Source organism: Mycobacterium sp. 1465703.0 (assembly GCF_001672975.1).
Taxonomy (GTDB): Bacteria; Actinomycetota; Actinomycetes; order Mycobacteriales; family Mycobacteriaceae; genus Mycobacterium.
Window position 1 is genome coordinate 1 of sequence record NZ_LZKU01000083.1, and the last position, 20,677, is coordinate 20,677.

Genomic DNA, 20,677 nt, shown 5'->3' on the forward strand with positions numbered 1-20,677 from the left:
GCACACCGCCGAGGGCTGGTCGACGTCGTTCACCGGGGCCCAAATCGGCGCTGACGCAATGGAAACCTGGTCGCGAGGGCTGGAGCGATTCAACACCGCGCGCGCCAAATACAAGCCGGCCCAGTTCTACGACGTCGACTACAAGGAATTGATCGCCGACCCGATGGGTATTGTCGCCGATATCTACCGGCACTTCGGGCTGACGCTGACCGAAGAGGCCAAAGCCGCGATGGAAAAGACCCACGCCGACAGCCAGTCCGGCGAGCGGGCGCCCAAGCACACCTATTCGCTGGCCGACTACGGACTCAGCATCGAGACGGTCAAGGAGCGCTTCGCGGGGCTGTAAGTCACAGGACCCACAGGGGTTTCCGCGCCCGGGCAGCACCTCTTTTGCCCACCTTTGAGCGACAACGCCGTAGACGGTTCCGGCGCTGCCGTTTTGTCGCTCAAAGGTGGGCAAAACACCAAATGCTCTCGGGCTTGGGCGCAGGTGTGCGGACGGCCGGGCGCGGACGAATGCGGACGGCCGGGCGCGGACGGATGCGGGCGCGGGCGAACCGGACCGTCGCTCAGTCTTCGTCTGGACCGTTGTCCAGGTAGCCCTCGGCGACCGCATGTTCAATGCTGTCACCGAGTTTGGGGCATGACCGGGTGCGCGCGGTGTCGCCTCCGGACTCGCGACCAGGTTTCCATTGCGTCAGCGCCGATTTGGGCCCCGGTGAACGACGTCGACCAGCCCTCGGCGGTGTGCTGCGCCAGCGAGCACATCGAGGCCATGATCGTTTCGACCGGACGGTGAGTCTGGATCACCAATGCGTCGGGGTAGGTCGCCATCAATGCGTCCAAGGCGAACAGGTGGCTCGGATTTTTCAGCACCCAGCGTTTGTCGGCATCGTTGAGTCCGATCAGCTGAAGGTTCTTGCGGTGCCGCCGATATGACGGCGTCCAGTCCTGCTCGGCCAACCACTGCGCGTAACTCGGGATGTGCGCCAGCGTTTCGTAGGACACCGAATGCAGCGACTGGCGCAGCAGCTGCCAGCACTCCTCCAGCTCGTATGCGGCCATGAAATGCAAGCCGGTGTAGCCGGGGTTTTCCTGGTGGTGCTGGGTGAATTGCGCGTCGAGTTGACGATACAGCGGGTGCGACTCCCAGGTCTCGCGCGGCGGGCGGGGCTGCGGGAATTCAGCCAGCCACATGTGCAGGCCCTGGTGTGCGGGATCGGCCCCCAACAACCGGTGCAGCGCCGTAGTCCCGGTGCGCACCAGGCCGGTGACGAAAATGGGACGTTCGATGTTGACGTCGGCGTACTGCGGGTACTGCTTCCAAGCGGACTCGGACAGCAACCGCGCCACCAGCGCGCCGCGCAGAAAGAAGCGATTCATCTTGCTGCCCAACACGGTTAGGCCGGCTTCGGTCCGGTAGGAGTCCAGCAGCACTCCCAGCGCCTCGCGATAGTTGTCATCGTCGACGCCGAAGTCATCGAGCCCGGTCAGCTTGGTAGCCGATGCGTGCAGCTCGTCGACGGTCCCGATATCGGTGCGACCGGACATCAGACGTGGTACTCCCCGCAGTTGACGTCCAGCGTCTGCCCGGTAATGCCACTGGACAGATCGCTGGCCAGGAACAGAATGGCCGACGCCACTTCTTCTTCGGTGGGCAACCGCTTGAGGTCAGAATTTGCCGCCGTAGCCGCATAGATCTCGTCGACCGTGGTGCCGTACTTGCCCGCTTGGTGCTCGAAGTATGCCTGCAAGGTATCGCCCCAAATATAGCCCGGAGCAACGGAATTGACCCTAATGCCCTTTTCACCCAGCTCGGTGGCCAGCGATTGGGACATGGAAAGCAGGGCCGACTTGGCCATCTTGTAGGCGCCGTATTTGGCCTGCGAGTGACGCAGCACCATGGAGTTGACGTTGACGATTGATCCCTGCGACGTCTCGAGCGCGGGCGTGAAAGCCTGGATAAGTCGCAATGCGCCCAGCGCACTGAGCTCGATCGCGTCGCGGATGTGCTGAAAACTGGTGCCGGCCAACGGCTTCATCGACGGCACCCTGAACGCGTTGTTGATCAGCACGTCGACCTTGCCGTAGCTGGCCATGGTGGTCTCGACCAGGTAGGCCACCTCGTCGTCATCGGTGATGTCGGTGCGCACCGCCAACGCCTTGCGGCCGGAGTCGTTAACCTGCTTGGCAACCTCGTCCAGCCGTTCGACGGTCCGCGCCGCCAGCACCAAGTCAGCACCATTGCCGGCACATCGGTGTGCCAGCGTGGTACCGAGACCCGGCCCGACGCCACTGATGACCACTACCTTGCCGTCGAGCATCCCTGACATCGTCACCCCAGCATCCTTGCCGCAATTTGTTGTTGGCGCAGCGTAATTCGCGCACGCCATTCGTCGTCGGAAATCTTGTTGTGCTCGAAGTACGGCAGCGTTGTCGGTACGGCGTCCACGTCGACCAGTTCGACAGTGGGGCCGTCGGCTTCGGTGAGCTGACGCGAAACCCGCTGCCAGCGGAATTGCAGAATGCCCTTACGGTGGCCCAGCGTCTCTACCCAGTTGGTCACGCCCGGGTTCTGGTCAGCGACGACGATGCGTACCTTGCCGTCCGGATCCGCTTGCGCCTGAGTGTTGTTCAGCGACGTCTGGTGATTGATGTAGTCCAGCGAGATGTACCACAGGCTGCCCAGCTGGAAGCCGAGATAGGGCGCATCGGTAACCGGAATGGTGATCACCAGCGCCTGGTCGGGCCGCAGCTCGTAGTGGCCCACCGACGAGTACTGGGTCGCCAGTCCGCCGGGTGTCAAACGGGGCGCGACCATCGTGTTCACCGGAATGTTGAAGTAGAACCACTGCGGAAACTGCAGCCACGTCTTCACCCGATTGACGAGTTGCCTTCCCGCTGTGGCATAACGCTTTTCGATGGTCTCACGAGTCAGCGGCGGCGGCGCGGTACCCGCGGTGTCCAACCGGGAGATGGCCAGCGTGCCGCGCTGCGCCGCCCAGTCGCCGTACACCTCGCGGATGACCAGTTGCCCGGGACTGGTGGGCCGCACCCGCCACTCGAAGCTGCCGTCGGCAGCGATCTGCAGTTCCCGGTCGTCGAACGCGGCCTGGCTGGCGGGCACATTGTCGTCGGTGTACTCACCGCCGAGCAGCTGGAAACTCAGGTCGGTGGTGGTGCCGCGGCGGCCGGTGACCACGTAATCGTGATCGGCGTGCACCCGGGTGCCGAAGTACAGCGTGTCCGGATTGTCCAGACCCATCTTGGTGAACGGCCCAGTACCCGACTGCAGGAACGGATGGTCGCGCTCGTAGTCGAACGACAGATGAATACACCCGGCGATGCAGCCCGCCAGGTACTGCAGCCCTTCGAGCAGGTCGGCTTCGGTCTCGATGTGAGGGGCCGCGGCCACCAACTTTTCGGCTTCGGCGATGGCGGAGGTGAGCGGGCCCGAGACGGATTCAGAGAACACGCCTAGACGCTAGAACGTGTTCTACTTTTTCGTCAATGGCGAACGTTCCCGCGCGTCGGCCGCGCGGTTCAACGACGAGGCGGGCTCGCTAGGGTGGGCAGGCGTGCGACAGGTCGATCAGGTGCTGGCGCACGTCGGGATGCCGGTTCAGGTAGTCGATGACGTTGCCGTTACCGCCCTCCGCCTGCGACTTGGCCTGCAGCTGCTGGTGGAGGTCGGGATGGCGCTGCAGGTACGAGTCGATGGATGCGCCCACGTCCTGATTGCACGGTTGGGCGCTGGCCACCGGCAGCGCGATCATCGTCGCAGCGGTAGCGGTTAACAGCCCCCCGGCGAGCAGGCCGACTTTCTTCGATGTCGTGCTCATACCACGTGAGAATACTCGCGATAGCTATGCGCGGCCTGTGCGGCGCGTCGCCGAATCCGCAGGCTATGTAGTAGCTGCGGCGCCGCTTTGTTGTTCGCGCTTGATTTGCAGCGCGATGTCGATGAGCTGATCTTCCTGGCCACCGATGAGTTTGCGCTGACCGGCGCGGTGCAGCAGCTCGTGAGCCGGGACCCCGTAGCGCTCGCCCTGACGGATGGCGTGCTTGAGGAAGCTCGAATACACCCCGGAATAGCCCATGATCAGGGCGTTGCGGTCGAGCAGGCACTCGGCGGGCATGGCCGGGGCGACCACCTCTTCGGCGGCGTCGGCGATGTCGAAGAAGTCGATCCCGGTCTTGACCCCGATCTTGTCGAACACCCCGATCAGCGCCTCGACAGGCGCATTGCCGGCACCGGCGCCGAACCGCCGGCACGAGCCATCGATCTGCTTGGCGCCCGCCCGGACGGCTTCGACACTGTTGGCCACGCCGAGCCCGAGGTTCTCATGGCCGTGGAAACCCACTTGGGCGTCGTCGCCGAGTTCGGCGACCAGTGCCGCGACCCGATCACGCACACCCTCGAGGACCAGCGCTCCAGCCGAATCGACCACGTAGACGCACTGGCAGCCGGCGTCGGCCATGATGCGAGCCTGGGCGGCCAGCTTCTCGGGCGAAATGGTGTGGCTCATCATCAAGAACCCGACGGTTTCCAGGCCGAGTTCGCGGGCCAGGCCGAAGTGCTGGATAGACACGTCTGCCTCGGTGCAGTGGGTGGCGATCCGGCAGATCGAGCCGCCGTTGTTCTGGGCCTCTTTGATGTCTTCTTTGGTCCCGACTCCGGGCAACATAAGAAAGGCGATCTTGGCTTCTTTGGCGGTCTCGGCGGCGAGCTTGATCAGTTCCTGCTCGGGCGTCTTGGAGAACCCGTAATTGAAGCTGGAGCCACCCAGGCCGTCGCCGTGCGTGACCTCGATGACCGGCACTCCCGCGCCGTCCAGGGCGGCCACGATGGCGCCGACCTCGTCCTTGGTGAACTGATGACGCTTGTGGTGGGAGCCGTCCCGCAACGACGTGTCGGTCATCCGAACGTCCCAGATCGGATTGAAGAAGATGTCGGTACTCATGCCTGCGCTCCTCCGGCCGTCGCGCTCAACGACTCCTTGGCGATCTCCTCGCCGACCTTGGTCGCCGCGGCGGTCATGATGTCCAGATTCCCAGCGTAAGGCGGCAGGTAGTCGCCCGCACCCTCCACTTCGACGAACGTGGTGACCAGCGCCTGGCCGCCGGAGTTGATCGACGGGTCGTCGAACTGCGGGTCGTTGAGCAGCCGGTATCCGGGCACATAAGTCTGCACCTCGGCCACCACGTCATGGATGGACTTTGCGATCGCATCCCGGTCGGCGTCCTCGGGGATGGCGCAGAAAATGGTGTCGCGCATGATCATCGGCGGGTCGGCCGGGTTCAAGATGATGATCGCTTTGCCGCGCTTGGCGCCGCCGATGGTCTCCACGCCCCTGCTGGTGGTCTTGGTGAACTCATCGATGTTGGCCCGGGTGCCGGGGCCGGCCGACAGCGAGGCGACCGACGCGACGATCTCGGCGTAGGGCACGCCACCTATGTCGGCGACGGCACGCTGGACCGCGTACACGATCGGGATGGTCGCCTGCCCGCCGCAGGTGATCATGTTGACGTTCGGCGCGTCCAGATGCTCGCGCAGGTTGGCCGGCGGGATCACCGCGGGACCCACCGCGGCCGGCGTCAAATCGATGGCCCGGATCCCGGCGGCCTCATACTTGGGTGCGGCATCGCGGTGCACGTAGGCACTGGTCGCCTCGAACACCAGGTCGGGCTTCTCCGACTGCGCCAATAGCCAGTCCACACCCTCGTGGGTGGTCTCCAAGCCCAGCTTGCGGGCCCGGGCCAAGCCTTCGCTTTCCGGGTCGATACCCACCATCCAGCGGGGTTCCAGCCAGTCCGATCGAAGCAGCTTGTAAAGCAGGTCAGTGCTGATGTTCCCCGACCCGACAATGGCCACAGTCGCCTTAGTCGGCATGATGCTCCTTTTCGAAGCTTTGAGATTTAAGTTAGTCGATTTAATTCGAGCCTATTCGAACGATAACCGCACCGAACCGAGGCCCGCGAAGTCGGCGACGAAGTCGTCGCCGGGGTGGGCGTCGATCGCCTTCGTGCAGGATCCGGGCAGCACCAGGTCGCCCTTGCGTAACCGGACGCCGAAGCCGTCCACCTTGCGAGCCAGCCAGGCCACCGCCGTGACCGGATTGCCCAGCACCGCGTCGGTACGGCCCTCCGCGACGACCTCACCATTGCAGCGCAGCGTGGCGTCGATCCCCTTGATGTCGATGTCGCGGGGGGAAACGCGCGCCTCACCGATCACGAAACCCGCGGACGAGGCGTTGTCGGCGATGGTGTCGCACAGTTCGATCTTCCAGTCGGTGATCCGGGTGTCGATCAACTCGATGGACGGCACCAGCGCCTCGGTGGCCGCCAGCACGTCGTCCTCGGTGCAACCGGCTCCCGGCAGGTCTGCGTTGAGGATGAAACCGACTTCGACCTCGACCCGGGGGTACAGGTAGCGGTTCGCCTTGACCGGGGTGTCTTCGAACAGCTGCATCTCGTCGAGCAGGTGTCCATAGTCCGGCTCGTCGACGCCCATCATTTGCTGGATCGCCAACGAGGACAGTCCCACCTTGTGGCCCAATACCCGGGCCCCCTCCGCGACTCTCTGACGGATATTGATCAGCTGAATCTCGTAGGCGTCGACGACGTCGATGTCCGGATAGGCGGTGGTTAGCGGGGCGATCGGCTCGCCGCTCCGCTCGGCTTGCGCCAAGTCGGCAGCCAGCTCGTCGCGGGTAGCAACACTGAGCATTTTTCCAAGTCTCCTCGTACGGTCGACCGGGCAAGTAGCGGCCGCCCTGGGCAATTCTATAACGTGTTCTACATGTCAGCGCAGGAGTACGACGTCGTCGTGGTCGGAAGCGGCGGAGCCGGCATGGTGGCTGCCCTTACCGCCGCTCACCGGGGTCTTTCCACCATAGTCATCGAGAAGGCCCCGCACTTCGGCGGTTCCACAGCTCGCTCAGGCGGCGGTGTTTGGATCCCAAATAACGAAGTGCTCAAGCGTGACGGAGTCCGCGACACCGCCGAGGCCGCCCGCACATATCTGCACGGGATCGTCGGCGATGTCGTCGAGCCGGAACGCATCGACACGTACCTGCAACGCGGGCCGGAAATGCTGTCGTTTGTGCTCAAGCACACCCCCTTGAAAATGTGCTGGGTGCCGCGTTACTCGGACTACTACCCCGAGTCGCCGGGCGGGCGCGCTGAGGGCCGATCGATCGAGCCCAAGCCGTTCGACGCGCGCAAGCTCGGCCCCGACGAGTCCGGCCTGGAGCCGGCGTACGGCAAGGTGCCGCTGAACGTCGTCGTGATGCAACAGGATTACGTGCGGCTGAACCAGCTCAAGCGCCACCCGCGCGGCGTGCTGCGCAGTCTGAAGGTGGGTGCGCGCACCATGTGGGCCAAAGCGACCGGCAAGAACCTCGTCGGCATGGGCCGGGCGTTGATCGGGCCGCTGCGGATTGGGTTGCAGCGGGCCGGAGTTCCGGTGGTGCTCAACACCGCTCTTACCGACCTGTACGTCGAAGACGGTGTGGTGCGGGGGATCTATGTGCGCACCGCCGGTGAATCCGAGTCGGGTGAGCCTCAGCTCATCCGGGCGCGCCGTGGCGTGATCCTCGCCAGTGGCGGTTTCGAGCACAACGAACAAATGCGGGTCAAGTACCAGCGCGCGCCCATCACCACCGAGTGGACCGTGGGCGCGATAGCCAATACCGGCGACGGGATTCTGGCAGGTGAAAAGCTTGGGGCTGCATTGGATTTGATGGAAGACGCCTGGTGGGGGCCGACCGTCCCGCTGGTGGGTGCACCGTGGTTCGCGTTGTCCGAGCGCAATTCGCCGGGGTCGATCATCGTCAACATGTCGGGCAAGCGGTTCATGAACGAATCGATGCCCTACGTCGAAGCCTGCCATCACATGTACGGCGGGGAATACGGTCAGGGCCCCGGCCCGGGCGAGAACATTCCCGCGTGGCTGGTGTTCGACCAGCAGTACCGGGATCGTTATATCTTTGCCGGATTGCAGCCCGGACAACGTATTCCGCGCAAGTGGCTGGAGTCAGGGGTCATCATTCAGGCCGACACGCTGACGGAGTTGGCACAGAAGGCCGGCCTTCCGGCAGACGAACTCACCGCGACCGTGGAACGTTTCAACGGCTTCGCGCGCTCCGGCGTCGATGCCGACTATCACCGCGGCGAGAGCGCCTACGACAAGTACTACGGTGACCCGACGAACAAGCCGAACCCCAACCTCGGCGAGATCAGTCACGCGCCGTACTACGCGGCCAAGATGGTGCCCGGCGACCTGGGCACCAAGGGCGGCATCCGCACCGACGTCCACGGCCGGGCGCTGCGCGACGACGGCAGTATCATCGAAGGCCTTTACGCCGCGGGCAATGTCAGCGCTCCGGTGATGGGCCACACTTATCCCGGTCCGGGTGGCACCATCGGCCCGGCCATGACGTTCGGCTACCTGGCGGCGTTGCACATCGCGGAGGAGTGCTGAGATGCCCATCGACGTAGACGTAGCACTGAATGCTGAGCTGGATCCCATCGAATTCTCTTGGACCAGCAGTGATGTGCAGCTCTATCACCTCGGGCTGGGCGCGGGCGCAGACCCGATGGACGCCCGAGAGCTGCGCTATCTGATCGACGACACCCCGCAGGTTCTGCCGACGTTCGGGAATGTGGCCGCCACATTCCATGCCACCAAGCCGCCGACGGTGCGGTTCCCCGGCATCGACATCGAATTGAGCAAGGTGCTGCACGCCAGTGAGCGGGTCGAGGCGCCGGCTCCGTTGCCGCCGTCGGGCTCGGCCAAGACCGTCACCCGGTTCACCGACATTTGGGACAAGGGCAAGGCCGCGGTGATCTGGAGCGAGACGACGGTCACCGCACCGGATGGCACGCTGTTGTGGACGCAGCGGCGGTCCATCTTCGCCCGCGGCGAAGGCGGATTCGGCGGCGAACGCGGTCCGTCGACGTCGGACGGCGCGCCCGACCGGGCTCCCGATCTCGAGGTCGACGTGCCGATTCTGCCGCAGCAGGCGCTGCTCTACCGGCTGTGCGGTGACCGCAATCCGCTGCACTCAGATCCCGAATTCGCCGCTGCTGCAGGCTTTTCCCAGCCCATCCTGCACGGGCTGTGCACGTATGGCATGACCTGCAAGGCGATCACCGACGCGCTGCTCGACGGCGACGCCGGCGCAGTGGTGGCCTACGGCGCGCGCTTCGCCGGGGTGGCCTTCCCCGGCGAAACACTCAAAGTCGGCATCTGGAAGGACTCAACGTCTTCTGAACGCCGCTTCCTGGCCAGCGTTGTCGCGCCTTCCCGCGACAACGCCGTCGTCCTCTCCGGCGTCGAACTCGTCCCGGCTTAGGGGCTTTTTGCCGAGCGCCTTCTCTTGCCGAATGTGCGGCTTGCCGCACACTGGGTCTCGGATGTGCGGCTAGCCGCACATTCGCCGGGCCAATGCGCCACGCACACGGCTGATGATTTCTGCGGGTCGGTCCCCCGCGACCACTCGCACGACAATCCAGCCGAGCCGCTCGAGCGTTTCCAGTCGCCGGAGATCCCAGGTGTATTGCTTCCGGTCACGACGATGCTGCTCACCGTCATATTCGACGGCCACCTTTAGGTCTTCCCATCCCATGTCCAGATATGCGATCGCACTGCCGAATTCATTCAGCACCGGAATCTGTGTTTGCGGTCTGGGCAAGCCTGCCCGGATCAACACGACGCGTAACCATGACTCTTTCGGAGACTGCGCACCTGAATCGAAGAGGTCGACGGCCTGACGTACTCGAGCAGTACCTCTGCGCCCCAGGTATCGACGGGCTAGCAACTCAATATCGGCGGCTTTGATCTCGGTAACCCGGGCAAGTGCATCAATTGCCGCTACCGCTGTCATGAGCGGATACCAACACCCGATGTCCAGCGCCGTCCTGACTGGCGAAGTGACCGGCATGCCGGCCACTAGCTCGATCTCGTCCTGCTCGATGCGGTCTCGGTGGGTCCGCAATCCCAACGGGCTCCGGGGATTGTCGTGAATCAAGTCCACTACCGGCGCGTCGTCGGCCCACTTGCTGCCGTGTAGCGCGGCAGCGGCGAAACCTGCGACCACACCTCGATACCCGGTCCACAGCCAGCCGGCTTTCGTGCGGAGTTCGGCTGTGATCTCGACGTCGCGCTCCACATAGATGTCGGGGAACAGTCGATGAAAGCGCGTAGCTAGTTGCGACTTGGTCAACACCCCAGCAGCGATAGCCTCGCTGCCAATCAAAGGCCCCACCATGAGCACGCAGCGTCGCATGAGGAGCCGCAGGCGTCACTTCAGTCGTCGAGTGTGCGGCCAGCCGCACCGTCGGCGTCGAGTGTGCGGCTGGCCGCACACTCGAGGCAAACCTCGCTAGCCGAGGATCAAGCCGGAGGTCGGCACGCCGGTGCCGGCGGTGACGAGGACGTGCTCGACGTCGGGCACCGGATTCACCGAGGTGCCCCGCAGTTGCCGCACACCCTCGGCGATTCCGTTCATGCCGTGGATGTAGGCCTCGCCGAGCTGACCGCCGTGCGTATTGATCGGCAGCCGCCCACCGATCTCGATGGCGCCGTCCGCGATGAAGTCCTTAGCTTCACCCTTGCCGCAGAATCCCAACTCCTCCAACTGAATCAGGGTGAACGGGGTGAAGTGGTCGTAGAGCACGGCGGTCTGGATATCGGTCGGCTTCAGACCGGATTGCTGCCACAGCTGCTGGCCCACGACGCCCATTTCGGGCAGGCCGAGCTCCGGCCGGTAGTAGCTGACCATGGTGTACTGGTCGGGGCTGGACCCCTGCGCCGCCGCCTCGATGATCGCCGGCCGCTGCTTGAGGTCCCGCGCCCGCTCGGGAGACGTCACCACGATCGCTACCGCACCGTCGGTCTCCTGACAGCAGTCCAGCAGCCGCAGCGGCTCCGCGATCCACCGCGAATTCTGATGGTCCTCAATGGTTATCGGCTTCTCATAGAAATACGCCTTCGGGTTCTTGGCCGCATGCTTGCGGTCGGCCACCGAAATCGCGCCGAAGTCGCGGCTGGTCGCACCGGACAGATGCATATAGCGCTGGGCGATCATCGCGACCTGCGCGGCCGGCGTGGAAAGCCCGTGCGGGTAGGAGAACGAATTGTCCGCCGCCGTCGAATCGGCTTGGACGCCAGCGTTACCCACCAAACGGGTCTGCACCTGTCCGAACCGCATGCCTGAGCGTTCGTTGAATGCCCGGTAGGCGACGACGACGTCGGCCACTCCGGTGGCCACGGCGATCGCCGCCTGCTGCACGGTGGCGCACGCGGCGCCCCCTCCGTATCCGATCTGCGAGAAGAACTTCAGGTCACCGATGCCCGTCGCACGTGCCACCGCGGTTTCGTTGTTGGTGTCCATCGTGAAGGTGGTCAAGCCGTCGACGTCCGACGGGCTCAACCCGGCGTCGTCCAACGCGTCCAACACCGCCTCGGCGGCCAGCCGGAGCTCACTGCGGCCGGAGTCCTTGGAGAAGTCGGTGGCGCCGATGCCGACGATTGCGGCCTTGCCCGACAACATCTAGGAACCCCCGATCGTCAGCGTCACATTCGCGATCACATGGTCGCCGAGGCTATTGCGGCCGAACACCTTTAGCGTGATGAGGCCGTCTTCGACGGCGGTCACCTCACCGGAGAATGTGACGGTGTCGTAGGCGTACCAGGGCACCCCGAGGCGCAGCCCTATCGACTTGATCAGCGCCGTCGGCCCCGCCCAATCGGTGACGTACCGCTGCACCAGCCCGGTATCGGTGAGGATATTGACGAAGATGTCCTTGGAACCCTTGGCCTGCGCCAGGTCACGGTCATGGTGAACGTCCTGAAAGTCCCTGGTCGCCAAGGCCGTTGAGATGATGAATGTCGGTGAACCGTGCAGCTTGAGTTCGGGCAGAGTGGTGCCCACTTCGACAACAGCTGCGCTCATGCTTCGTCTCCCATGGGCTCCCAGGCGTACAGGCTCCACTCCGGGCCGGACTCACCGGCCGGGAAGTCGATATAGGTTGCGCGGACCGGCATTCCGATCTTGATCTCGGCATGGTCGACGTTGCGCAGCTCGCCGAGCATGCGCACGCCCTCTTCCAGCTCGATCAGCGCGATCACGAACGGCAGCGTGCGACCGGGCACCTTCGGCGCGTGATGCACCACGAAGCTGAACAGCGTGCCACGGCCGCTGGCCACGGCGTAGTCGATCGGCTCGGACTTGTCCTGCCACACCGCCGGTACCGGCGGGTGCTGCAGGGTGCCATCGGCGAGGCGCTGGATACGCAACTCGTGGGCTTTGACGCCCTCCCAGAAGAAGGCGGTGTCGCGTGACACCGCCGGACGCATCATGGCGTCGGCGTCCAGGTCCTGCGGGACGGATCCGGTGGCGCCGGAATCCTCTCGTGGCCTGAATTTCAGGATGCGCCAGGCCATCTCGGCGACGTCCTCGTCACCGACCCGCCAGGTGATGTGCTGGTTGATGAACCAGCCCTCGCCGAGCCCGGTCTGCTTGGGTCCGACCACGTCGCGCATCTCGGAGTGGACGGTGACCTGCTCGCCGGGACGCAGATACCGATGATAGGTCTGCTCGCAGTTGGTCGCGACCACCCCGATGTAGCCGGCCTCGTCGAACAGCTGCATGATCGGGCCCATCGGGTCGTCGGTCGGGCGTTCGCCGCCCAGGCCGAACATCGTCCACACCTGAATCATGGCCGGTGGGGCGACGATTCCTGGGTGGCCGGCGGCCTTGGCGGCCGCCTCGTCGACGTAGATCGGGTTGCGGTCGCCGAGCGCTTCGACCCAGTTGTTGATCGTCGGCTGGTTCACCGGATCCCGCGCCGCACGCGGCTTGGCGACGACGGTGGCGGTGATTTCCGCGACCGCTTCTTTGATATCAGTCATCGAGGCACCCTCGGCACCTTGAGTCCGGATGCGGCGATCATCTCGCGCATCACTTCGTTCACGCCGCCGCCGAAAGTGATGACCAGGTTGCGCTTGGTTTGCGAGTCCAGCCAGTTGAGCAGATCGGCGGTGTCCGAATCGGCGGGGTTGCCATACTTGCCGACGATCTCCTCGGCGAGTCGGCCGATGTATTGGATGCGCTCCGTGCCAAAGACTTTCGTCGATGCAGCATCGGCCACGTTGATGTCTTCGCCCGCGGCGGCCACCTGCCAGTTCAGCAACTCGTTGATCCGCCACATCGCATGGATCTCACCGAGCGCTCGCTTGACGTCCTGATGGTCGATCGGTGTGACCCCGTCGCTACCCGGCTTCGACGCCCAGGCGTGCAGTCGGTCGTAGATGCCGGCGGTACGCCCCGCCGGACCGAGCATGACCCGCTCGTTGTTGAGCTGGGTGGTGATCAGCCGCCAGCCGCCGTTCTCCTCACCGACCAGCATGTCCGCAGGCACCCGCACATCGTTGTAGTAGGTGGCGTTGGTGTGGTGGGCGCCGTCGGACAGGATGATCGGCGTCCAGGAGTAACCCGGATCCTTGGTATCGACGATCAGGATCGAAATGCCCTTGTGCTTCACGGCTTCGGGATCGGTGCGGCAGGCCAGCCAAATGTAGTCCGCGTCGTGGGCTCCGGTGGTGAAGATCTTCTGCCCGTTGACGATGTACTCGTCGCCCTGACGAACGGCGGTGGTGCGCAGCGAAGCCAGATCGGTCCCCGCCTCGGGCTCGGTATAGCCGATGGCGAAGTGGACCTCACCGGCCAGGATGGCCGGCAGGAATTTCTTCTTCTGCTCGTCGCTACCGAACTGCTGCAGAACCGGGCCGACCGTCTGCAGCGTCACAGCGGGCAGCGGCACGTCGGCCCGATGCGCCTCGTTGACGAAGATCGACTGCTCGATCGGGCCGAAGCCCAAGCCGCCGAACTCCTTTGGCCATCCGACGCCGAGCTTGCCGTCCTGACCCATCCGCCGAATCACCGCGCGATAGGCCTCGTTGTGGCGATCCTGCTCCATCGCCTTCATCTCGTCGGACGAGATCAGGTTCGAAAAGTATTCGCGTAGTTCCGCTTGCAGCTGACGCTGTTCGGGAGTCAGATCTATGAACATTGCGCTCCCACCAGATCGAGACGATGAGACGAACCGCCCAGCAGCCGGGACAGGTCCTTGACCGTGGAGTAATACCGGTGCATCGGATAAGTGATGTCCATCCCCATGCCACCGTGCAGGTGATGACAGATCTGCATCACCGGCGGCGCCTGGGAGGTGATCCAATAGCCGAGGACGTCCAGGTCGTCTTGTACTTGAGGGGCGGATCCGCCCCTTTCGGACAGCCCCCAGGCGACCGCCTTCGCCACCAAATCGATGGTGCGCGAGGCGATGTAGACCTCGGCGAGCTGGGCGGCCACGGTCTGGAACGTCGACAGCGGCTTGCCGAACTGCTTGCGGTTGGCCACGTAGTCGGCGGTCAGCCGCAGCGCCCCGGCCACCAGCCCATCGGCGTAGGCGCCGATGGCCGCCAGCGCCAACTGGTTGACCCGCGGCGCCGTCGCGCCGGCCAAAACGTCGGAGTCTTCGACCGCGACGTCGGCGAAGGTGACCGTGTACTCCTCGGAGTCGTTCGACGTCGGAGTTTGAACCATCTGCACGCCGGCGGTCTTGGGCGACACCACGACGACAGCGTTGTCGGCGGTGACGATCATCCAATCCGCTTGTCCGGCATAGCCAACACCGATCTTGGTGCCCGACAACCGGCCATTGGCGAAGGTCGTCGAGGGCCGGTCCGGCAGTGCGGTTCCCGGCTCGTTGAGCGCGGCGGTCAACACGGCCCCCTTGGCGACGCCGCCGAGGAATCTGTCCTGCTGCTGGTCGGAGGTTAGGTCAAGCAGCGGCAGGACGCCGAATCCCAGCGTCGCCAGGGCCGGCGTAATCGCGCCGTGGCGACCGATCTCGGTCAGCACGGTGGCGACCTCGGGCAACCCCACCCCGTCGCCGCCGAGTCGCTCGGGCACCGCCAGCGCCGTCACGCCGCCACTGACCAATGCGTCCCAACTCAATTCGCGCTCGAACACCGAAGTGACGACGTCGGCGACGGCCTGTTGCGTCGCGGTCAGGTCGAAGTCCATCGACGTTTCTGATGCCATATCAGTGCGCCACCGGGCACTTGCCGGTGTAGTCGACCTGCCAGTGCTTGATGCCGTTGAGCCAGCCGGACCGCAACCGCTCGGGTGTCGAGATCGACTTCAGATCCGGCATGTGGTCGGCCACCGCGTTGAAGATCAGGCTGATCGTCATCCGGGCCAGGTTCGCTCCGATGCAGTAATGGGCACCGGTACCACCAAAGCCCACGTGCGGGTTGGGGTTTCGCATGATGTTGAAGCTGTGCGGGTCTTCGAAGACCTCTTCGTCAAAGTTGGCCGAGCGGTAGAACATGACCACCCGCTGGCCCTTCTTGATCTGCACACCCGACAGCTCGTAGTCCTCCAGCGCGGTGCGCTGGAACGCGGTGACCGGGGTGGCCCAGCGGACGATCTCGTCGGGCGCGGTCTCGGGGCGCTCTTTCTTGAACAGCTCCCACTGGTCGGGGTTCTCCGCGAACGCGATCATGCCGTGCGTGATCGAGTTCCGGGTGGTCTCGTTACCGGCCACCGCCAGCATCACCACGAAGAAGCCGAATTCGTCGTCGGAGAGCTTCTCGCCCTCGATGTCGGCCTGGATCAGCTGGGTGACGATGTCATCGCCGGGGTTCTTGGCACGCTCCTCGGCCATCTTCATCGCGTACATGATCAGCTCGGCCGACGACATCGCGGGATCGATGTGCGCGTACTCGGGGTCTTCGTTGCCGGTCATCTCGTTGGACCAGCGGAAGATCTTGTCCCGGTCTTCCTGCGGGACGCCCAGCAGACCCGCGATGGCCTGCAGCGGCAGCTCGCAGGAGACCTGCTCGACGAAGTCGCCGGTACCCGCCGACGCCGCGGTCTTGGCGATGTTCTGAGCACGGGCGTCCAGTTCGTCACGCAACCGGCCGATGGCCCGCGGGGTGAAACCACGCGAGATGATCTTGCGCAGCCGGGTGTGGTGCGGCGCGTCCATGTTGAGCATGACGTTGCGCTGCAGGTCGATTTGCTCGCGGGTCATCTCCTGCGGCCACACCGGAATGGCGCAGTCCTGCTGCGACGAGAAGATGTCGCTGCGCACGGAGATCTCTTTGACGTCCTTGTGCTTGGTGATGGCCCAATAGCCTTTGTCACCGAAGCCACCTGTACCGCCTGGAACGTCCACCCAGTAAATCGGCTCGGACTTGCGCACTTCGGCCAACTCGTTGACCGGCAGGCCCTTGACAGTGACGTCCGGATCGAGAAAGTCAAACCCGGGCGGAAGATTCGGACTGGGCACGCTAACTTCTCCTAACTACAGTCCTCGATGACTTGCGACCCCAGGACACTAGCTGTCCTAGTGATGCTCTGGTGCCAGTAAAACATGCCTCCACCGCAGACAAAAGGCGGCGGCGCATCGTCGCTTGTCATAGTAATGAAACGTGTTCTAGCCTGGCGTCATGGGTAACCCGGTAATCGTCGAAGCCACTCGCAGCCCGATCGGCAAACGCAACGGATGGTTGTCAGGCCTGCATGCCACCGAACTGTTGGGTGCGGTCCAGAAGGCGCTGGTCGAAAAGGCGGGCATCGACGCCGGCGACGTCGAACAGGTGATCGGTGGCTGCGTGACGCAGTTCGGCGAGCAGTCCAACAACATCAGCCGGGTTAGCTGGCTCGTCGCCGGCCTGCCGGAGCACGTCGGCGCCATGACCGTGGACTGCCAGTGCGGCAGCGGCCAGCAGGCCAACGGCCTGATCGCCGGGCTGATCGCGGCGGGTGCCATCGACATCGGTATCGCCTGCGGAATCGAGGCCATGAGCCGCGTCGGACTCGGCGCCAACGCCGGCCCGGACCGCAGCATCCTGCGGCCCGCGTCGTGGGACATCGATCTGCCCGATCAGTTCACCGCGGCCGAGCGAATCGCCAAGCGGCGCGGCATCACCCGGGAAGACATCGACGAATTCGGCTTGGCCTCCCAGACCAAGGCCAAGCAGGCCTGGGAAGAAGGGCGTTTCGACCGCGAGATCTCCCCGATCGAGGCCCCGGCGCTGGACGAGAACAAGCAGCCGACGTCCGAGCGCGTCACCATCAGCCGCGACCAGGGCTTGCGCGAGACCACGCTGTCGGGCCTCTCCGCGCTCAAGCCGGTCCTCGAAGGTGGGATCCACACGGCGGGAACGTCGTCGCAGATCTCCGACGGCGCCGCGGCCGTGCTGTGGATGGACGAGGACAAGGCCAAGGCTCTGGGCCTGCGGCCGCGCGCCCGCATCGTCAGCCAGGCGCTGGTCGGCGCCGAGCCCTACTACCACCTGGACGGGCCGGTGCAGTCGACGGCGAAGGTGCTGGAAAAGGCCGGCATGAAGATGGGCGACATCGACATCACCGAGATCAACGAGGCATTCGCTTCGGTGGTGCTGTCCTGGGCGCGGGTGCATGACCCGGACATGGCCAAGGTCAACGTCAACGGCGGCGCCATTGCGCTGGGGCACCCGGTGGGCAGCACCGGCAGCCGGCTGATCACCACCGCGTTGCACGAACTGGAGCGCTCCGACCAGACCACCGCGCTGATCACGATGTGCGCGGGCGGTGCCCTGTCGACCGGCACCATCATCGAGCGCATCTAGCTCTTGATCCCTTCTGCCTTTCTGGTGAGCGTCTCCGACGAAAGCCGCATCGCCGCGGCGCAGTCCTACATCGACGCGCTGGTCAGCCATGACGGCGACGCTGTTCCGTTCGCCGCGCGCTGCACTCGCGTCGAGCAGGGCATCAAAAACGGCTTCTCCGGAAACCATCTGCGGCGCAGCCTCAATCGCGGGCTGCAGTATCGGTTGCTCGCGGACACCACACCGCCGGACTACCGCATCGACGGCGACCAGGTTCACGCGGTGTACCGGGTGCTGACCAAGGCGGCGTTCGGCGGCCGCCGGCTCGCCGCGCACGTCACCGAGACCTTCGTGATTCCGGCCGAAAGCGCCACTGGCAAAGCCGAAATTCACCACATCGAGGTTCGCTTCCAACCCTTCATTCAGCGGTAACGACGCGGCCCGCAACGCGGGGTGGGGAGGAGCCGGCCAGATCGAACACAGAGGAACAGCATGCCGAAAGCGAAGCCGCGCGCACTGAACTCGCCGTGGGTCAGCTTCATCATCAAGTGGATGGCCAAGAGCAACGCATGGATCTACAAGCGCAGCAACGGAAAACTCGGCAACACTTTCCAGAAGGCTCCGGTCGCGCTACTCACCACCACCGGCCGTAAGACCGGTGAACCGCGGGTGAGCCCGCTGCTCTATCTGCGCGAAGGCAACCGGGTGATACTGGTCGCCTCCAAAGGAGGCAGCGACAAGCATCCGCAGTGGTACTTCAATCTCAAGGCCAATCCCAAAGTGTCGGTGCAGATCAAGGATGAGGTGCTGCAGCTGCAGGCCCGTGATGCCAGCGAGGCCGAACGCGCGGAGTACTGGCCGAAGTTGGATGCCATGTATCCCTCGTTCGACGACTACCGGGCCTGGACCGATCGGGTCATCCCGATCATCATCTGCGACCCCTAAGTTTCCATTTCGCCCGGGCTGGGAATCATCTGGGCACGATGTCCGACGGTCGCTGGGTTCGCAACTCTCGCCCGATTGCGCTGCTGCTCAGGTATTTCGCGCGCGCCCATATCTCGGTGTACCGGCGAACCAACGGCAAGCTCGGCGCCAAACTACTGCGGTTTCCGGCGGCGTTGCTGACGACGACCGGACGCAGGTCGTGCCAGCCGCGAACCACCGCGACCCTCTACCTGCGCGACGGTGATCGGGTGATCCTGCCCGCGTCCTTTGGCGGATATACCCGCCCTATCGCAAGTACCGAGAGACCGCCGACCGGGTCATCCCGCTGGTGGTGTGCGAACCGCGCTAGGCGCCGTAGACCGGGACCGGCCGACGCGCCTTGGCGAGCAGATCGGCGACGACGCGACCCAGTTCGGCGGGATCCCATTTCGCGCCCTTGTCGATCTCCGGTCCGTGCGCCCAGCCCTCGGCCACCCGGATCTTGCCGCCCTCGACCTCGAACACCTTGCCGGTGACGTCCCGTGATTCAGCGCTGCCGAGCCAAACCACCAGGGGCGAAATGTTTTCCGGGGCCATGGCGTCGAAGTCCTGATCCTGGGTCGCCATCATCTCGGCGAACACCGTCTCGGTCATTCGGGTGCGCGCCGATGGCGCGATGGCATTGACGGTGACGCCGTAGCGACCCATCTCGGCCGCTGCGACGAGCGTAAGCGCCGCGATGCCGGCCTTGGCGGCGCTGTAGTTGCCCTGTCCGACGCTGCCCTGCAGGCCGGCACCCGAACTGGTGTTGATGATCCGCGCGTCAACGGTTTTGCCCTCTTTGGACAGGCCGCGCCAGTACGCTGCGGCGTGGCGCATTGTGGCGAAGTGCCCCTTGAGGTGCACGGCGATGACGGCGTCGAACTCCTCCTCGCTGGTGTTGGCCATCATCCGGTCGCGCACGATGCCGGCGTTGTTCACCAAAACGTCCAGCCCGCCGAAGTTTTCGACGGCGGTCTGGATCAGGCTCGCCGCCTGATCCCAATCGGCGATGTTTGATCCGTCGGCGATGGCTTCGCCGCCGGCCGCGGTGATTTCGTCGACGACGCTCTGGGCAGCGCTGCCGCCGCCGGCCGGGGAGCCGTCCAGGCCCACCCCGATGTCGTTGACCACCACCCGCGCGCCTTCTTCCGCAAAGGCCAGCGCGTGCGCGCGACCGATGCCGCCGCCCGCTCCGGTGACGATGACGACACGGCCGTCAACCACTCCCATAGTTCTTGTCTCCTCTACTTGATCGCGTTGGCGTTCGTGGTGGCCAGATAGTGCGGCGGCTCGCCACCGCCGTGCACCTCTAACGAGGCTCCGCTGATGTAGGACGCCGCAGCGGAGGCGAGAAAGGCTGCGGCCCAACCGATATCGGCAGGCTCTGCCAGCCGGCCGAGCGGTACGTTCTTCGAGATCGCGGCGATGGAATCGGCGTCCCCGTAGAACAATTCGGACTGCTCGGTTTCCACCATGCCGACCACACAGGCGTTGACCCGAACCTTCGGCCCCCACTCCACGGCCAGCGTCTGGGTGAGGCTTTCCAGCCCCGCCTTGGCCGCCCCGTAGGCGCCGGTGCCCGGGGAGGGCCGTCGCCCGCTGAGACTGCAGATGTTGACGATCGATCCGCCCTGCGGCTGGTTTTGCATGTGAGCGTTCGCGTGTTGCGAAACCGAAAGCGCGCCAATCAGATTCAACTCGATGATCTTACGGTTGAACTTGGCGCTGGACTCCGCGGTCAACACGTAGGGCGATCCCCCGGCGTTGTTGACGACGACGTCGAGTCGCCCGTGCCGGTCCGCGATGGTGTCGATCAACTCCCTGACGGCGTCGTCGTCGCGAACATCGCAGGAGTGGAACTCATACGGGAGTCCCTCGACCGCGCGCCGTGCGCAGGTGATGACGGTGGCGCCCTGCTGGGCGAAGACGGCGCTGATACCGGCGCCCACCCCGCGCACTCCGCCGGTGACGAGGACAACCCGCCCGGCCAGCCCCAAGTTGATGGCGTCGGATGCTTCGGCGCGAGTCACTGTGCTAGCGTAC

The 20,677-nt window shown here is 64.8% G+C and carries 21 protein-coding genes and 3 pseudogenes; 7 read left to right on the top strand and 17 right to left on the bottom strand.

What is annotated here, in order from left to right:
- Positions 1–346, top strand: a 346-nt coding sequence (locus A5625_RS07810) for a sulfotransferase (RefSeq protein ID WP_197515997.1), incomplete at its 5' end; no start/stop codon positions are given.
- 223 nt (positions 347–569) lie between these two features.
- Here A5625_RS07810 and A5625_RS30020 read toward each other — a convergent pair.
- The 8 genes and pseudogenes from A5625_RS30020 to A5625_RS07845 form a co-directional block, all read right to left on the bottom strand.
- Positions 570–680 (bottom strand): annotated as a pseudogene (locus tag A5625_RS30020) (hypothetical protein); the annotation flags it as partial.
- A pseudogene (locus tag A5625_RS07815) lies at positions 655–1,551 on the bottom strand (sulfotransferase); the annotation flags it as partial. The pseudogenes A5625_RS07815 and A5625_RS30020, both read right to left, overlap by 26 nt.
- Positions 1,551–2,333, bottom strand: coding sequence for an SDR family oxidoreductase (locus tag A5625_RS07820; RefSeq protein ID WP_066991155.1), 783 nt, complete (start codon positions 2,331–2,333; stop codon positions 1,551–1,553). The gene A5625_RS07820 and the pseudogene A5625_RS07815, both read right to left, overlap by 1 nt.
- A 2-nt stretch (positions 2,334–2,335) precedes the next feature.
- Positions 2,336–3,475 (bottom strand): hypothetical protein, encoded by a 1,140-nt coding sequence (locus A5625_RS07825; protein WP_066991159.1) that lies wholly within the window; start codon positions 3,473–3,475, stop codon positions 2,336–2,338.
- 88 nt (positions 3,476–3,563) lie between these two features.
- Positions 3,564–3,842 (bottom strand): hypothetical protein, encoded by a 279-nt coding sequence (locus A5625_RS07830; protein WP_066991162.1) that lies wholly within the window; start codon positions 3,840–3,842, stop codon positions 3,564–3,566.
- 63 nt (positions 3,843–3,905) lie between these two features.
- Positions 3,906–4,964 carry a 4-hydroxy-2-oxovalerate aldolase gene (gene dmpG, locus A5625_RS07835; protein WP_066991165.1) on the bottom strand — a complete coding sequence of 353 codons (1,059 nt, stop codon included), beginning with the start codon at positions 4,962–4,964 and terminating at the stop codon, positions 3,906–3,908.
- A complete protein-coding gene (locus A5625_RS07840) occupies positions 4,961–5,893 on the bottom strand; it encodes an acetaldehyde dehydrogenase (acetylating) (RefSeq protein ID WP_066991168.1) in 933 nt (310 codons plus the stop codon). The genes dmpG and A5625_RS07840 overlap by 4 nt, the downstream gene beginning before the upstream one ends.
- 51 nt (positions 5,894–5,944) lie before the next feature.
- Positions 5,945–6,730 (bottom strand): 2-keto-4-pentenoate hydratase, encoded by a 786-nt coding sequence (locus A5625_RS07845; protein ID WP_066991172.1) that lies wholly within the window; start codon positions 6,728–6,730, stop codon positions 5,945–5,947.
- Between the two features lie 72 nt (positions 6,731–6,802).
- On the opposite strand from A5625_RS07845, the gene kstD reads away from it, so the two are divergent.
- Together kstD and A5625_RS07855 are read left to right on the top strand one after the other, a co-directional pair.
- The gene (gene kstD / locus A5625_RS07850) at positions 6,803–8,485 is read left to right on the top strand and encodes a 3-oxosteroid 1-dehydrogenase (RefSeq protein WP_066991268.1); all 1,683 of its coding nucleotides are present in this window, start codon (positions 6,803–6,805) and stop codon (positions 8,483–8,485) included.
- A gap of 1 nt (position 8,486) precedes the next feature.
- Positions 8,487–9,359 (top strand): MaoC family dehydratase, encoded by an 873-nt coding sequence (locus A5625_RS07855; RefSeq protein WP_066991175.1) that lies wholly within the window; start codon positions 8,487–8,489, stop codon positions 9,357–9,359.
- A gap of 69 nt (positions 9,360–9,428) precedes the next feature.
- On the opposite strand, the gene A5625_RS07860 is transcribed toward A5625_RS07855, so the two are convergent.
- From A5625_RS07860 to A5625_RS07890, 7 genes are all read right to left on the bottom strand, one after another.
- Complete coding sequence (locus tag A5625_RS07860) at positions 9,429–10,274, bottom strand: endonuclease domain-containing protein (protein ID WP_066991270.1); 846 nt, start codon at positions 10,272–10,274, stop codon at positions 9,429–9,431.
- Between the two features lie 114 nt (positions 10,275–10,388).
- Positions 10,389–11,558 carry a lipid-transfer protein gene (locus tag A5625_RS07865; protein WP_066991178.1) on the bottom strand — a complete coding sequence of 390 codons (1,170 nt, stop codon included), beginning with the start codon at positions 11,556–11,558 and terminating at the stop codon, positions 10,389–10,391.
- Positions 11,559–11,960 (bottom strand): MaoC family dehydratase, encoded by a 402-nt coding sequence (locus A5625_RS07870; protein ID WP_066991181.1) that lies wholly within the window; start codon positions 11,958–11,960, stop codon positions 11,559–11,561.
- Positions 11,957–12,919, bottom strand: a complete 963-nt coding sequence (locus A5625_RS07875; protein WP_066991184.1) for a bifunctional MaoC family dehydratase N-terminal/OB-fold nucleic acid binding domain-containing protein — start codon at positions 12,917–12,919, stop codon at positions 11,957–11,959. The genes A5625_RS07870 and A5625_RS07875 overlap by 4 nt, the downstream gene beginning before the upstream one ends.
- Positions 12,916–14,079: an acyl-CoA dehydrogenase FadE29 gene (gene fadE29 / locus A5625_RS07880; RefSeq protein WP_066991187.1), complete on the bottom strand. Its 1,164-nt coding sequence runs from the start codon at positions 14,077–14,079 to the stop codon at positions 12,916–12,918. Before fadE29 ends, A5625_RS07875 begins: the two co-directional genes overlap by 4 nt.
- Positions 14,070–15,095: an acyl-CoA dehydrogenase family protein gene (locus A5625_RS07885; RefSeq protein WP_066991273.1), complete on the bottom strand. Its 1,026-nt coding sequence runs from the start codon at positions 15,093–15,095 to the stop codon at positions 14,070–14,072. Before A5625_RS07885 ends, fadE29 begins: the two co-directional genes overlap by 10 nt.
- A 19-nt stretch (positions 15,096–15,114) precedes the next feature.
- Positions 15,115–16,365, bottom strand: coding sequence for a cytochrome P450 (locus A5625_RS07890; protein ID WP_066991189.1), 1,251 nt, complete (start codon positions 16,363–16,365; stop codon positions 15,115–15,117).
- 160 nt (positions 16,366–16,525) lie between these two features.
- Here A5625_RS07890 and A5625_RS07895 point away from each other — a divergent pair, with 160 nt between their 5' ends.
- From A5625_RS07895 to A5625_RS28215, 4 genes and pseudogenes are all read left to right on the top strand, one after another.
- Positions 16,526–17,689, top strand: a complete 1,164-nt coding sequence (locus tag A5625_RS07895) for a steroid 3-ketoacyl-CoA thiolase (RefSeq protein ID WP_066991194.1) — start codon at positions 16,526–16,528, stop codon at positions 17,687–17,689.
- A 21-nt stretch (positions 17,690–17,710) separates the two neighbouring features.
- The gene (locus A5625_RS07900; protein ID WP_197516015.1) at positions 17,711–18,100 is read left to right on the top strand and encodes a hypothetical protein; all 390 of its coding nucleotides are present in this window, start codon (positions 17,711–17,713) and stop codon (positions 18,098–18,100) included.
- Positions 18,101–18,160: 60 nt separating this feature from the next.
- Entirely contained in the window at positions 18,161–18,613 is a 453-nt protein-coding gene (locus A5625_RS07905) for a nitroreductase family deazaflavin-dependent oxidoreductase (protein WP_066991200.1), read from the top strand.
- Between the two features lie 38 nt (positions 18,614–18,651).
- Positions 18,652–18,962, top strand: a pseudogene (locus A5625_RS28215) (nitroreductase/quinone reductase family protein).
- On the opposite strand, the gene A5625_RS07915 reads toward A5625_RS28215, so the two are convergent.
- Positions 18,959–19,864 carry an SDR family oxidoreductase gene (locus A5625_RS07915; RefSeq protein WP_066991207.1) on the bottom strand — a complete coding sequence of 302 codons (906 nt, stop codon included), beginning with the start codon at positions 19,862–19,864 and terminating at the stop codon, positions 18,959–18,961. The pseudogene A5625_RS28215 and the gene A5625_RS07915 overlap by 4 nt on opposite strands.
- 14 nt (positions 19,865–19,878) lie before the next feature.
- Positions 19,879–20,664 (bottom strand): SDR family oxidoreductase, encoded by a 786-nt coding sequence (locus A5625_RS07920; protein WP_197516014.1) that lies wholly within the window; start codon positions 20,662–20,664, stop codon positions 19,879–19,881.
- Positions 20,665–20,677 lie beyond the last annotated feature (13 nt).